At 67.2% G+C, this 12927-nt stretch carries 12 protein-coding genes; 4 read left to right on the top strand and 8 right to left on the bottom strand.

Translation table 11 applies throughout. The features are described 5' to 3' along the window. Positions 1–12: 12 nt before the first annotated feature. The 4 genes from AC0Z2B_RS17690 to AC0Z2B_RS17705 are packed head-to-tail and all read right to left on the bottom strand — an operon-like array spanning position 13 to position 5169. A complete protein-coding gene (locus AC0Z2B_RS17690; RefSeq protein ID WP_476298351.1) occupies positions 13–1680 on the bottom strand; it encodes a dipeptide ABC transporter ATP-binding protein in 1668 nt (555 codons plus the stop codon). Then, positions 1677–2534: an ABC transporter permease gene (locus tag AC0Z2B_RS17695; protein ID WP_476298352.1), complete on the bottom strand. Its 858-nt coding sequence runs from the start codon at positions 2532–2534 to the stop codon at positions 1677–1679. The genes AC0Z2B_RS17690 and AC0Z2B_RS17695 overlap by 4 nt, the downstream gene beginning before the upstream one ends. Next, positions 2531–3514: an ABC transporter permease gene (locus tag AC0Z2B_RS17700; RefSeq protein ID WP_476298354.1), complete on the bottom strand. Its 984-nt coding sequence runs from the start codon at positions 3512–3514 to the stop codon at positions 2531–2533. Before AC0Z2B_RS17700 ends, AC0Z2B_RS17695 begins: the two co-directional genes overlap by 4 nt. Continuing rightward, positions 3511–5169, bottom strand: a complete 1659-nt coding sequence (locus tag AC0Z2B_RS17705) for an ABC transporter substrate-binding protein (protein WP_476298355.1) — start codon at positions 5167–5169, stop codon at positions 3511–3513. Before AC0Z2B_RS17705 ends, AC0Z2B_RS17700 begins: the two co-directional genes overlap by 4 nt. A 213-nt stretch (positions 5170–5382) precedes the next feature. On the opposite strand from AC0Z2B_RS17705, the gene AC0Z2B_RS17710 reads away from it, so the two are divergent. Then, positions 5383–5637: a type II toxin-antitoxin system HicA family toxin gene (locus AC0Z2B_RS17710; RefSeq protein ID WP_476298410.1), complete on the top strand. Its 255-nt coding sequence runs from the start codon at positions 5383–5385 to the stop codon at positions 5635–5637. Beyond that, positions 5634–5975 (top strand): type II toxin-antitoxin system HicB family antitoxin, encoded by a 342-nt coding sequence (locus tag AC0Z2B_RS17715; RefSeq protein ID WP_476298357.1) that lies wholly within the window; start codon positions 5634–5636, stop codon positions 5973–5975. The genes AC0Z2B_RS17710 and AC0Z2B_RS17715 overlap by 4 nt, the downstream gene beginning before the upstream one ends. 123 nt (positions 5976–6098) lie before the next feature. Here the strand turns inward: AC0Z2B_RS17715 and AC0Z2B_RS17720 are convergent, their stop codons facing one another. The 4 genes from AC0Z2B_RS17720 to AC0Z2B_RS17735 all read right to left on the bottom strand — a co-directional run bounded on the left by AC0Z2B_RS17720 (position 6099) and on the right by AC0Z2B_RS17735 (position 11536). Next, positions 6099–6878: an ABC transporter ATP-binding protein gene (locus AC0Z2B_RS17720; protein ID WP_476298358.1), complete on the bottom strand. Its 780-nt coding sequence runs from the start codon at positions 6876–6878 to the stop codon at positions 6099–6101. Then, positions 6872–7870: an ABC transporter permease gene (locus tag AC0Z2B_RS17725; RefSeq protein WP_476298360.1), complete on the bottom strand. Its 999-nt coding sequence runs from the start codon at positions 7868–7870 to the stop codon at positions 6872–6874. The genes AC0Z2B_RS17720 and AC0Z2B_RS17725 overlap by 7 nt, the downstream gene beginning before the upstream one ends. Then, positions 7857–8918 (bottom strand): ABC transporter substrate-binding protein, encoded by a 1062-nt coding sequence (locus AC0Z2B_RS17730; protein WP_476298362.1) that lies wholly within the window; start codon positions 8916–8918, stop codon positions 7857–7859. Before AC0Z2B_RS17730 ends, AC0Z2B_RS17725 begins: the two co-directional genes overlap by 14 nt. A 242-nt stretch (positions 8919–9160) precedes the next feature. Further along, positions 9161–11536, bottom strand: coding sequence for a TonB-dependent receptor plug domain-containing protein (locus AC0Z2B_RS17735; protein WP_476298364.1), 2376 nt, complete (start codon positions 11534–11536; stop codon positions 9161–9163). Positions 11537–11824: 288 nt separating this feature from the next. Between AC0Z2B_RS17735 and AC0Z2B_RS17740 the strand changes: the two genes are divergently transcribed. Together AC0Z2B_RS17740 and AC0Z2B_RS17745 are read left to right on the top strand one after the other, a co-directional pair. Next, complete coding sequence (locus AC0Z2B_RS17740) at positions 11825–12523, top strand: HPP family protein (RefSeq protein ID WP_476298366.1); 699 nt, start codon at positions 11825–11827, stop codon at positions 12521–12523. Beyond that, positions 12520–12924: a MarR family winged helix-turn-helix transcriptional regulator gene (locus AC0Z2B_RS17745; protein ID WP_476298368.1), complete on the top strand. Its 405-nt coding sequence runs from the start codon at positions 12520–12522 to the stop codon at positions 12922–12924. The genes AC0Z2B_RS17740 and AC0Z2B_RS17745 overlap by 4 nt, the downstream gene beginning before the upstream one ends. Positions 12925–12927 lie beyond the last annotated feature (3 nt).

Genomic DNA, 12927 nt, shown 5'->3' on the forward strand with positions numbered 1-12927 from the left:
CTCCTGGGCAGTTCAAATGGCAATCTTCCATAGCCGCGACTCGTCGAAGAGCCACAGCGGGTTTTCGTCTTCCTGGGGCGGTGCCACCCATTCCACGCCCGCGCCGGGCAGGCGCGGCACGGCGGCCAGCAGGCGGCGGGTGTAGGCGTGGCGCGGTTGGCCGAACACCTGCGCCACCGGGCCGCTTTCCACTACCTGGCCGTGGCGCATCACCAGCACCTGGTCGCTGACCTGGCGGATCACCCCCAGGTCGTGGGAGATGAACAGGTAGGCCATGCCCAGGTCGGCCTGCAGGTCAGCCAGCAAATCCAGGACCTGGGCCTGCACCGACACGTCCAGCGCCGACACCGGCTCGTCGCAGACAATCACCTTGGGGTTGCTGGCGATGGCCCGGGCAATGGCCACGCGCTGGCGCTGGCCGCCGGACAGTTGCAGCGGCCGGCGGCTGGCCAGGGCGCCGGGCAGGCGCACCTGGTCAAGCAGCTTGGCCACGCGCGCGCCCTGCTCCGCCTTGGCCACGCCGGCCACGTCGAGGGCGTCGGCGAGGATCTGGCCGACGCTCCAGCGTGGGTCAAACGAACTGAGCGGGTCCTGGTAGATCACGCTGATGTCACGGCGGCGCAAGCGGCGCTGAGCCTCGCTGACCGTATCGCCGACGGCGTTCCAGGGTTGGCCGGCGAAGCTCACGGTGCCGGCGTCCGGGGTCAGCAGGCCCAGGGCGATGCGCGCGGCGGTGGTCTTGCCCGAGCCCGACTCGCCGACAATGCCCAGGGTCTGCCCCGCGCGCAGTTCGAAGCTGACGTCGTTGACCACCTGCCGCACCTGGCGGTCCGGGCCCACGTAGCGCTTGCCCAGGCCGCTGGCGCGCAACAGCACCTCGCCGGTGGCTGGCCGCGCCGCGCGGCCGTGCTCGCCGGGCACCGCGTCCAGCAGCGCCTGGGTGTAGGGGTGGCTGGGCTGGCGCAGCACCTGTTCGGTGGGCCCCTGCTCCACCACTTCGCCGTGGCGCAGCACCAGCACCTCGTCGGCCAGCTGCGCGACCACCGCCAGGTCATGGCTGATGATCAATAGCGAATCGCCCCGCGCCTTGATCGCCTGCAGCACTTCCAGGATCTGTGCCTGCACCGTGGCGTCCAGGGCCGTGGTCGGTTCGTCGGCAATCACCAGGTGCGGGTCCAGGGCCAGGGCGCTGGCGATCAGCGCGCGTTGGCGCAGGCCGCCGGACAACTGGTCGGGACGCTGGCGCGCACGCAGCGCCGGCTCCGGCACGCCCACGCGGTCCAGCAATTGTTGTACCCGCTGCGGGCGGCTGACGGCGGTGCCCCACTGGTGGGTGGTCAGCACTTCGAGAATTTCCTTGCCCACCGGCCGCAGCGGGTCCAGGGACACCAGCGCGTCCTGCAGCACGAAGCCGATGGCCTGGCCACGCAGCTGGCGCCACTGGCGTTCGGACAGTTGCAGCAGGTCGTGGTCGCCGTAGCGCAGGGTGCGCGCGCTGATCTGCGCGCCGGCGCCGGCCAGGCCGATCAGGCTGCGCGCGGTGACGCTCTTGCCCGAACCGGACTCACCCACCAGCGCCAGGGTCTTGCCCGGCGCCAGGGTGAAGCTCAGGTCACGGACCACGCTGTGCTCGCCAAAGCGAATGGACAGCCCTTCGACAATCAGGGTTTTGCGGCTCATGACAGGCGGCCCTCCAGGCGTTGTTGCAGGTAGCGGCCCAGCACCGTGGTCGACAGCGTGGTGAGCACGATGAACAGGCCCGGGACGATGGTCAGCCACGGCGCGTTGACCACGAAGTCGCGGCCCATGGACAGCATGGTCCCCCACTCCGGTGCCGGTGGCTTGGCGCCCAGGCCCAGGAAGCTCAGGGCCGAGGCCCAGACAATGGCCTGGCCGACGCCCATGGTCATGGTCACCACCAGCGGCCGCAGGGCGTTGGGCAGCAGCTGCCGGAGGATGATGCGCGCCGGGCGGTGGCCTAGGGCGCGCGCGGCCTCGATGTAGCCGGCATTGCGCACGCTGAGCACCTGGCCACGGACCATGCGCGCGTAGCCGGGCGCACCGCCGATGCCGGTGGCGATGATCAGCGGGCCGATGCCGCTGCCGAACACCGCCACGAACAGCAGCGCCAACACCAGCGACGGGAAGGCGAACAGCACTTCCAACAGCCAGCCGATGGCGCGGTCGGTCCAGCCGCCCAGCAGGCCGCCCAGCAGCCCCAGGCTGATGGCGATGGACATGGCCAACGCCGTGGCCGCAACGCCGATGAACAGCGACTGCCGCGCGCCGTGGACGATGCGCGCATAGATATCGCGGCCCGACTGGTCGGTGCCGAACCAGTGTGCCCAGCTGGGCGGGTGGAAGGCGTCGCGGGGCACGATGGCCAGCGGGTCGCTGTGGCTGAACAGGCCGGGCACCAGCGCTGCGGCCAGCAGCCAGGCAATGAACAGGCCGGCCAGCAGCGTGCCCCAGCGGACGGTCAGGCGTGGCCGCGACAGGGCCAGCGCCGGTGCTTCAAGGACTAATTGGCTCATGGGCGTTGCTCCGCCAGGCGTGGGTCGATCCATTCGTACAGCAGGTCGATGAGAATGTTGGCCAGCACGTAGCCGGCGGCCACCACCAGGCTGATGCCGATGGTCAGGGGCAGGTCCTGGGCCTGCACCGCCTGGTACAGCTGGCGGCCCAGGCCCTTGCGGGAAAAGATCACTTCCACCACCACCGCGCCGCTGATCAGCGCGCCGATGGCCCAGCCCGACAGCGACACCCCCGGCAACACGGCGTGGCGCAGCGCATGCTTGAAGCGCACCGCCAGGTCACTGAGGCCACGGGTGCGGGCGGTGAGCACGAAGGGCTGCTCCAGGGTGTATTCCAGCGATTCGCGGGTGACCTGGCCGATGAACCCGGCCAGCGGAAACGCCAGGGCGAAGGCCGGCAGCACCAGGGTGGCGAAGCCGTCGCTGCCCGCCGGCGGGAACCACTTCAGGCCAAAGGCGAACACCGCCAGCAGCACGATGCCCAGCCAGAACTGCGGCAAGGCCGCCGCCAGGGTCTCGGCCAGCGAGCCCAGCTGGCTCAGCCACGAGCGGCGCCCGGCCGTGACCAGGGTCCAGGCCAGCACCAGCAGCCACGCCAGCACCAGGGCCAGCACCAGCAATTCCAGGGTTGGCCCGCTCTGCTCGGCCAGCACCTGGGTCACCGGCTGGTGCTGGGAGTAGGACACGCCCAAATCGCCGTGCAGCAGCTTCCACAGGTACACGCCGTATTGCACGGCCAGCGGCTTGTCCAGGCCGAACTCGCGGGTGGCCTCGGCGATGGTTTCCGCCGTGGGGTTGCCACTGGGCCCGCCGAGAATGGCCAGCACCGGGTCGCCGGGCATCAGCCGCAGGGCGAAGAACGTCAGGGTGGCCACGGCCCACAGCACCAGCACGGCGCCGCCCATGCGCCAGGCGGCGCGCTGGCCCAGGTGAACCAGGCGCTGGCGCCGGGGGTTGTCGAGCGTCACGATGGCATTCATGGCTTCACTCCTTTGTTCTGCCCTTTGTCCACCCAGGCGTCATACAGGTAGGTCACCGCCAGGGACGGCTCGATGCGCACTCCTTGGGTGGTCTTGTAGATGCCCAGGCGCGTGCTTTGCGGGTAGGTGGTCAGTTCCAGGTAGGCCTTGCTGGCCTGGGCCTGGGCTTGGTAGTACAGGGTTTGGCGCTGGGCCGGGTCCTGGGTGGCCAGGGCACTTTCGACCAGTTGGTCGAAATGCGCGTCGTTGTAGCCGGCGGTGTTCTGGTGGTACCCGCCTACCCCGGCCGCCGCCAGGAACTGCGAGCTGAAGATGATGCGCAGCACGTCGGCGGTGTTGGTGTTCCAGTAGCCCAGGCGCACGTCGTAGTCCCACTTGGACTGGCGGTCGGTGGCCTGGGTGTCGCTCATCTGGTCAATGATCAGCTCGAAACCGGCGGCGCGCGTGGTGGCCTGCACCTGCTCCCACAGGGTCTGCTCGGACGGCGCCGTGCGGTTGCCCATCACCACGTGCACCTGCAGGCGCTTGCCGTCCCTGGTGCGGTAGCCCTCGGCGTCGCGCTGGGTGTAGCCGGCGGCGTCCAGCAGCTGGGCGGCGCGGGCCGGGTCGTAGTCCTGGGCGTGTTCGAAGTCGGGGCTGTAGAAACGCGTGGCCACGCTCAGCGGCCCGCCGGCGCGGGGGAACTCGCCGAAGTACACGCTTTTCAGCGCGCCATCAATGTCAGCACTGCGCACGAAGGCTTCACGCACGCGCACGTCGTTGAACGGCGCGCGGGTGATGTTCAGGGTGCCGTTGGTGGGGTTGCCGGGGCGCTGGGCAATCAGGATGCTGAGGTCAGGGTTGTGCCGCGCCGCCTCGTGGGACTCGGGCGGCAGCGCCTCGATGACGTCCACCTCGCCGGCCTGCAGCGAGGCGAAGCGCACCGACGGCTCCTGAATGAATTTCCACACAATACGGTCCAGGTACGCCGGGCCGTTGTGCTTGGCGGTGGGCGGCGCCCAGTGGTAGTCGGGGTTGCGCACCAGCTCTACCTGGCTTTGGCGGTCCCAGCGCACCACCTTGAACGGCCCCGAGCCTACCGGCGACTCGCAGTTCTCGTCACGCGAGCGCAGCAGCGCGGTGGGCGACTCGATGCCCAGGAAGCCTTGCGCCAACACCTCCAGGAACGCCGCATACGGCGTGGCCAGGTGCACCACTGCCGTGTACGGGTCGACCACGTCGGTGCTGCGGTACTGGCGAATATAGCCACCGGCGGTGCTGGACTGGGTCTTGGGGTTGGCCATGTGGTCGAGGTTGGCCTTCACCGCCGCGGCCGTGAACGGCGTGCCATCGGTGAAGTGCACGTCCTTGCGCAGGTGGAAGGTGTAGGTGGTGCCGTCGGCCGACACCTCCCAGCTTTCCGCCAGCCAGGGGCCGATCTTGCCGTTCTCGTCCATGGACACCAGCGAATCCAGGTACTGCTGGCCGATAAACACCTGCGGCATGTCGCCCGCCACGTGGGGGTCCAGGCAGGTGGGCTCGCGGTCGGTGGCGTACACCAGCGTGCCGCCACTGACCGGCGTGCTACTGCGCTGCGCCACCTGGCCGCTGCGGTCGCAGGCAGCCAGCGCCACGCAGAGCGTGGCCAGGGTGAAAGTCTTGAAGGTTGAATGCACGGACGTCCCTCGGCGAATGATCCTGAGGGAGTGATTGCACAACCCGTGCCGGGTGCGGGAGGCCCGGTTTACAGGGGTTTGCGTGGGATGGGAAGTCGCGAATGGGGCAAAGTGAACAAGGGGTGTTGCTGGGGCAACAGCTGATGTTTCCTACGGATTGCGCTGCACGTGACTGACATCTTCAACCCGCTTACGGTATCACAATCTGATACCATGAATAATCGACAACTCAGCACACTGGTGGCTGTCTTTGCCACCCCTGTGCCCGTTACGCTGGAATGGTCGCGCATCGAAAGCCTGTTTATCGCCGCTGGGGCAATGGTGGTGGAAGGCCATGGGTCGCGCGTTCGTTTCGAACTCAATGGAATCGTCGCCACCTTCCACCGCCCTCACCCGGCCAAGGAAGCCAAGGCCTATCAGGTCAAGGGTGCGCGGCGTTTTCTGGAACAAGCAGGAGTCACACCATGAATGTGATGCACTATCAGGGCTATACCGCCCGCATCGAATACAGCGACGAGGACGGCCTGCTGGTGGGCCATCTCGCCGGGATCAAAGACATCGTCGGTTTCCATGGGGAGTCGGTTTCCGAGTTGCGCGAGGCTTTTCAGGAAGCCGTCATCGACTACCTCGACACCTGCCGAACCCTTGGGCGCGAACCGCAAAAAGCCTACTCCGGCAAACTGAGCCTACGCCTGGAGCCCAGCCTGCATGCCACGGTTGCCGTGAAAGCGGAGCTTGCACGTAAAAGCATCAACCAGTGGGTCACCGATGTCCTGGCCCGCGAAGCACAACACTTCTCGGCGTAGCCCGGCGCCTGCATGGCGCGCCCCTGTAGCAGCTGCCGAAGGCTGCGTCCGGCGGCGGTCCTGCGTTGCTCCAGGACGCGGCCTGCGGCCGCTGCTACGAGATCGCGTGTAGCAGCCGTAGCCTCACGCGTCGCCCAGCCCCAGTGATTGCAAAATCTGCGTACGCAGGTTCACCAGGTACGGGTCATCGCGCCGCCTGGGGTAGCCACGCTCCACGACAATCTCGGCCTTCACCCGCGCCGGCCGCTCGCTGAAGACGATGATGCGGTTGGCCAGCAACAACGCTTCTTCCACATCATGGGTCACCAGCAGCGCGGTGTAGCCCTGGCGCTGCCACAGTTCGATCAGCTCCTTCTGCATGGCGATGCGCGTCAGCGAATCGAGCTTGCCCAGCGGCTCGTCGAGAATCAGCAGGCGCGGTTCGTTGACCAGCGCCCGTGCCAGCGCCACCCGCTGCGCCATGCCGCCGGACAGTTGCCGTGGCCAGGCGCGGGCGAACTCGGTCAGGTGCACCTTGGCCAGGGCGGCGTCCACCCTGCCCCGCTGGCTTTTGAGCACGCCCTGGGCTTCCAGCCCCACGGCGACGTTGTCCCACACCCGCCGCCACGGGTACAGGGTGGGGTCCTGGAACACCACCACGCGGCTCGGGTCGGGGCCGCTGATGGGCTGGCCGTCGCCGTTCAGGGTGCCACGGTCGGCGGGCTCAAGGCCGGCGACCAGGCGCAGCAAGGTGGACTTGCCGCAGCCGGAAGGCCCCAGCAAGGCCACGAATTCGCCGGGGGCTACATCGAGGCTGACGTTTTCCAGCACCGGCAACGGTTCGCCGTCCAGGTGAAAGGCGTGGCTGAGGCCTTCGATGTGCAACGCCAGGCCTGCGTTGTGGGGTTTGTGCAGGGCTACCATTTGACCGCTCCTTTCTGCCACGCCAACAAGTGATCTCGCACATGGAACAGCGCCGAGATCAGCCCGGAACAGGCCAGCGCCATCACCAGCAACGCCGCGTACATATTGGCGTACGCCGCCCAACCCTGGGCCCATTGCAGGTACCAGCCGATGCCGGACTTGACCCCCATCATCTCCGCCACCACCAGGGTCGAGAACGACGCGCCCAGGCCCATGAACAGGCCAACGAATACATGGGGCAAGGCCGCGGGAATGGCTACCTTGAAAATCAGGAAAGCGGGCTTGGCGCCCAGGGTGCGGGCCACGTCGTAGTAGGCCTTGTCGACACTGGCCACCCCCGACCACGTCAGCACCGTGACCGGGAACCAGGTGGCCAGGGCAATCAGGAACACGCTGGCGCTCCAGCTGCTGGGGAACAGGAAGAAGCACAGCGGCAGCAGCGCCGTGGACGGCACCGGGCCGAGGATGCGCAGCACCGGGTGCAGCCAGTAGCCGATGGCCCGGGACCAGCCGATGGACACCCCGGCGATGAAGCCGAACACCGCGCCCAAGGCCACGCCGCTGCCCAGCAGCAGCGCGGAATGCCAGAGGCTGTCGAACAGCCGTGGCCAATCGCTGAGGTAGACGTTGAGCAAGGCTTGCGGCGGTGCGAAGAACGGCACGGGCAGCAGCGCCAGTTTCGCCGTCGCCAGTTCCCAGACGCTCAGCAGCAGCGCCAGCGCAATCAGCCAAGGCGCCAGGTGGCGCAAGCGTCGAGCCAGGTGCACCGAGCGCGGCGCCAGCACCGCCAGCGCGCCGACGATCACCGCCAGGGCCAGCTCGACGTTGGCCAGGCCCTCGGTCAGCGGCCAGTGGCGGGTGGCGTCCGGGTAGCAGCGCGTCAACAGCGCCGCCAGCAGCCAAGCGGCCACCGCCACGGCCGGGCGCCAGCCCACCCGGGCACGCGGGGTGCTGGCGCGGGTAGCGGCATGGCTCAATTCAACTGAAGACATTGGCCGTGATCTCCTTGGCAAAGTCGACGGCGTTGGTGCTGGCATCGAACACCTCCACAGTCTTCAGGTCGTCGACATAGGTGACGATCTCGGTGGCCAGCGCCGCGCCCACGGCGTGGTGGCCGTGGGTGTGGGAATGGAGGATGGCCTGCACCTCGGCTTCGCTGGTGTTGACGGCAAATTTCTGGAAGCCCTTGGCCACGGCTTCCGGGTGCTGCACGGCGTAGTCGTGGGCTTCGAGGATGGCTTGGGTCAAGGCGGCGGCCACGCGCTTGTTGTCGCGCACCAGCTTGCCGGTCACCCCCACCACGCAGCACGACAGGTTGGCGTATTCGTCAACCAGGTTGGTGGACAGTTCGCGCGCCTGGCCATCCTTGAGCAACCGGTACATGAACGGGTCGGCACCGCTGATGGCCTGCACCTCGCCCTTGGCCAGGGCGGTGCTGAGCAGGTCGGCGGGGTACAGCTTCCACTCCACGTCGCGCACCGGGTCGACGCCGTGCTTTTTCAGCAGGATGGAGAAGAAGTTGCGGTCGGGCGCGGCCATGTCGGTCACGCCGATGGCCTTGCCCTTGAGGTCGGTGAGGCTGTTGATGGGGCCATTGGTGGCGCTCAGCAGGCGCAGGCAACCGCCGTGGGTGCCGGCGGTGAGCTTGACGTCGAAGCCCTGCTCCAGCGCTTTCAGCCAGCGCAGGGCCATGCCGATGCCGGCGTCGGCCTTGCCGGTGGCGATGGCTTCGAGCAGCACTTCGGTGGAGTTGCCGAAGTTGACGAACTCCACGTCCAGGTTGTGCTTAGTGAAGAAGCCTTCGCCGTGGGCGATGACCACCGGCGCCAGGCACACGGCGTTGAGGTTGATGGCCAGTTTGAGCTTGTAGGGCGCGTCCAGCTTGATGAAGTCGCCGGTGCCGGGCGGCTCGGCGCCCATCTGCATGGGGTCGTGGTCTTCGGCCCAGGCGCTGCGCGGCAAGGACAGCAGCAGCGGGCTGGCCAGGGCGGCGGCGCCCAGGCCGAGCAGGTGGCGGCGCGACAAGGTGTTGAATGGCATGGGGGGTTCCCTGGGCAAGCGTGGGGATGTTCGGGTCCGCGCGCACGGTCGCCGAGGGATTTTTCAAAACCTTAACACTAGACTTTTAATAACTTAAATTCATTTAACTCATAAGCTAATATGCGAATCCGTAGCCGCTGCCGCAGGCTGCGCTGGCCTTCATGAACCCTGAAAATCTCCAGTGATGTCGAGGGCCAGCTCAGCCTGGCGGCAGCGGCTACGGAGGGTTGGGCCCTCGGGAGCTACCAGCTATAGCCCACCTTTGCGTAGTAGAACGCGCCGCTGTAGCCGTACGGCGAGAAGGTGCTGTAGGCCAGGTTGCCACCGCTGGAGGAATAGGCGTTGAGCTTGGCCGGGTACTGGTCGGTGACGTTGTCGCCGCCCAGGGTGAACAACCAGTTCTTGTAGCGGTAGTCCACGGCCAGGTCCAGCACCCAGGCGGCCTGGAAGTGTTGGTCGTTGACGGCGTCGGCCTGGTAGCTGGTGTATTCGCCATAGCGCACCAGGGTGCTGTGCAGCGCCCAGTTGCCGTAGTTGAAGTCGTTGCCCAGGGTCAGCTTGTGCTCAGGCGTGGTGTCGCCCAGCAGGCCGTCCTTCTCGCGGCGGTCCACCCGTTGCAGGTTCACCGCCAGGGCGTCGAGCACTGCCGGGTTGGCCTTCACGTCGGTGACCCTGGTGTGGTTGTAGTTGTAGCCCAGGGTGCTGTTCCAGCGCACGCCGTTGTCGAACTGGTAGCGGTAGTTGGCCACCAGGTCGATGCCGTCGGTGCTGGTGTCGACGGCGTTGGTGAAGTAGCGGGCGCTGGTGTAGTTGATGTCGCCCACGCCGTTGGCCTGCAGGTAGGCGATGGCGGCGTTGTTGAGCACCAGGTTGGACGACAGGGTGATGCGGTCGTCGATGTCGATGCGGTACACGTCGGCGGTCAGGGTCAGGTTGTCGGTGGGTTGTAGCACCAGGCCCAGGCTGTAGTTGCGCGACTTTTCCGGCTTCAGGTCTTCGGCGCCGAGCAGGCGCGCCACCTGGCTGTTGGCCGGGAAGGTGCCGGCCTCCTGCACGGTATTGCCGATCAACTGCGACGAGGTGTAGGTGAAGTTCTGTTGCGCCAGGGACGGCGCGCGCAGGCCAGTGGATATGCTGCCGCGCAGCGCCACCTGCGGGGTGAAGGCATAACGCGCCGACAGCGAGCCGGTGGTGTTGGCGCCAAAGTCGCTGTAGTCCTCGCGGCGCACTGCGGCCGAGCCACTGAGTTTGTCGGTGAAGTCGGTTTCCAGGTCCAGGTACTCGGCCACGTCGTGACGGCTGTAGCTGCCGGCGTCAGCGGCGCGGAAACCACCCAGGCCCGAGCTGCCGCTGCCGAAGTAGGAATCGGGGTCGCCGGCCTTGATCTGGTAGTCCTGGCGCAGGTACTCGGTGCCCACCGACAGCGACACCGGGTTGGCCAGCCAGCCCAGGCGGAACTCGCGGGACAGGTCCAGGCTCAGCTGCTTCTGGTCGTTCTCAAGCGTGCCGTTGTAGAAGTGCGTGGGCGTGGCCAGGCCCAGCGAGGTGTTGATGGTACGGGTGTTGATCTCATAGCTGTTCTGCCCGTAGTTGGCCGACAGGTCGTAATGCCAGTCGTCCAGCCACTGGCCGCGCACGCCCACCACCAGCGAGCGGTCCTCTAGCGTGCCCTCTATCAGCGGCAGGTAGCCGTTGGGGTACAGCGCCGGGATGTTGTTGGAAGCATTGCTGGCCCGGTAGAACGCCGCGGTCTCACCGCTGCGGTGGCTGTAGCCGCCGAAGCTGTAGAGCTGGGCGTTGTCGTTGAGGTCGAACTCGCTGTTGAAGAAGACCTTGCCATCCTTGGTGGCCGGCTCGCCCTGGCGGAACACGTGCTGGCCGTAGGTAGTGGAGCCGATGCTGGCGGTGCGGTAGTCGTCGCCGGCGCGGTCGGTGTAGTCGTTGTTGGCGCCCTCGCCGGAAACGTTGAAGAAACCCCGGTCGCCCAGGGCGAAGCCGGTGTTGCCGTCCAGTTCACGCTGAATACCGTCGCCCTTCTTGTAGCCACCGTACTTGGCCGACAACGAGCCGCCGTGGTTGGCGTCCTTGAGGATGATGTTGATTACCCCGGCGATGGCGTCCGAGCCATAGCGCGCGGAGGCGCCGTCGCGCAGCACCTCGATATGGTCGATAGCCGACAGCGGGATGGCGTTGAGGTCGGCCGGCGACGAACCGCGGCCCACTGCCCCGCCCAGATTGACGAAGGCCCCAGTGTGGCGACGCTTGCCATTCACCAGCACCAGCACCTGGTCGGGCGACAGCCCGCGCATCTGCGCCGGCCGCGCCAGCTCGGCACCGTCCACCAGGCTTGGGCGCGGGAAGTTGATGGACGGAATCAGCCGCGCCAGCACCGTGCCCAGCTCGTCCGAGCCGCTGTTGCGCAGGCTTTCCCCAGAGATCACATCGATGGGTGACAGCGACTGGCTGGCGGTGCGCTCCTGGGCGCGGGTGCCGGTGACGATCACCATGTCCAGTTTGGCGCCGTCCTCGGGCGTGGCGTCGGCGAAGGCCTCGACGCTGCAGAACAGGCCGGCCGACAGCAGCGCTGCCGCCAGCGGGTGACGTTGGAATCCTTGCATGTACCGCTCCTGGAATCTCTCGTGGCGAGCGATCCGTATGGCGAACGGTGGCGATCATCCTTGTGTCGTGTTTGTAGAATTCGGTGGCCCGATGACATATATCCTATTGCCATTTAAATAAATTTTTAAAGACCTAATGGATATATGTGGAGTTCTAAGGCCTCGGACGCAGCCTTCGGCAGCTGCTACGGGTTGATCCGTAGCAGCTGCCGCAAGGCGGCGTCTGGCTAGGTAAATACATCACATCGTGATATAAATGCCCGCGTTTTCAGCCAAGGTACCCGCCCCGTGAAGCTCCCCTCCCTCCTGCAACGCCTGCATCCCGCGCCGTTGCACCTAAGCCCCCGTGAAGTGTTGCGTGCAGCCTTCGGCGCGCTGTTGGGCATTGGCCTTACCGCCGCCCTGTGCACCTGGGCCCTGGGCCTGAGCGCCGATATCCCGCTGCTGATCGCCCCCATGGGCGCCTCGGCGGTGCTGTTGTTTGCCGCCCCCGCCAGCCCGCTGGCGCAGCCCTGGTCGCTGCTGGGCGGCAACCTGGTGGCGTCGCTGGTGGGCGTGACCTGCGCGGCGTGGATCGGTAATGAGATCGTCGCCGCCGCCGTGGCGGTGGGCGTGGCCATCGCCTTGATGCTGGCGCTGCGCTGCCTGCACCCGCCGTCGGGCGCGGTGGCGCTGACAGCGGTGCTGGGCGGGCCGGGCATTCATGCCGCCGGCTACCAGTTCGTGCTCGACCCGGTGCTGCTCAACTCGGCGGTGCTGCTGGGCGTGGCCCTGGTGTTCCACAGCTTCAGCCGCCACCGCTACCCCCACGGCCACGTGCCGGCGCCCGCCGCCGCCCGTGCCGTGTCGCCCGCCAGCCAACAGCTGCACCAGGCATTGCAGGCGGTGCTGGACGAGCGCGACGAGTTCATCGACGTCGACGCCGACGACCTGGAAGCCATCGTCACCGCCACCCTCGCCCGCCTGCATTCGGAGCCACGCCCATGAGCGATGCCCTGGCCAAGACCGATTTCGAAGCCCTGTCGGAGTTCCGCTACCAGCTGCGGCGCTTCCTGCGTTTTTCCGAGGAAGCCGTGCAGGCCCACGGGGTCACGCCCCAGCAGTACCTGCTGATGCTGCACACCATGGGCTTCGACGGCCGCGACTGGGCCACCGTCGGCGAGCTGGCCGAGCGCCTGCAAATGGTGCCCCACGGCGCGGTCGCGCTGGTCAAGCGCTGCGAGGCGCAAGGCCTGGTGCAGCGCCAGCGCAGCGACGAGGACCGCCGCGAGGTGCGCGTCAGCCTCACCGCCAAGGGCAGCGAGGTGCTGGCGAAGCTGGCCTTCCTGCACCGTGAAGAACTGAAAAGTGCCGGCAAGCGCTTGCGCGTGCCGTTCGAGCAGGAGTAAGCC

Source organism: Pseudomonas sp. GYB4201, assembly GCF_056312595.1.

Coding starts and splice junctions, on each gene's coding strand:
- AC0Z2B_RS17690 (WP_476298351.1), bottom strand. CDS start 1,680: ATGAGCCGCAAAACCCTGATTGTCGAAGGGCTGTCCATTCGCTTTGGC.
- AC0Z2B_RS17695 (WP_476298352.1), bottom strand. CDS start 2,534: ATGAGCCAATTAGTCCTTGAAGCACCGGCGCTGGCCCTGTCGCGGCCA.
- AC0Z2B_RS17700 (WP_476298354.1), bottom strand. CDS start 3,514: ATGAATGCCATCGTGACGCTCGACAACCCCCGGCGCCAGCGCCTGGTT.
- AC0Z2B_RS17710 (WP_476298410.1), top strand. CDS start 5,383: ATGAATAATCGACAACTCAGCACACTGGTGGCTGTCTTTGCCACCCCT.
- AC0Z2B_RS17715 (WP_476298357.1), top strand. CDS start 5,634: ATGAATGTGATGCACTATCAGGGCTATACCGCCCGCATCGAATACAGC.
- AC0Z2B_RS17720 (WP_476298358.1), bottom strand. CDS start 6,878: ATGGTAGCCCTGCACAAACCCCACAACGCAGGCCTGGCGTTGCACATC.
- AC0Z2B_RS17725 (WP_476298360.1), bottom strand. CDS start 7,870: ATGTCTTCAGTTGAATTGAGCCATGCCGCTACCCGCGCCAGCACCCCG.
- AC0Z2B_RS17730 (WP_476298362.1), bottom strand. CDS start 8,918: ATGCCATTCAACACCTTGTCGCGCCGCCACCTGCTCGGCCTGGGCGCC.
- AC0Z2B_RS17735 (WP_476298364.1), bottom strand. CDS start 11,536: ATGCAAGGATTCCAACGTCACCCGCTGGCGGCAGCGCTGCTGTCGGCC.
- AC0Z2B_RS17745 (WP_476298368.1), top strand. CDS start 12,520: ATGAGCGATGCCCTGGCCAAGACCGATTTCGAAGCCCTGTCGGAGTTC.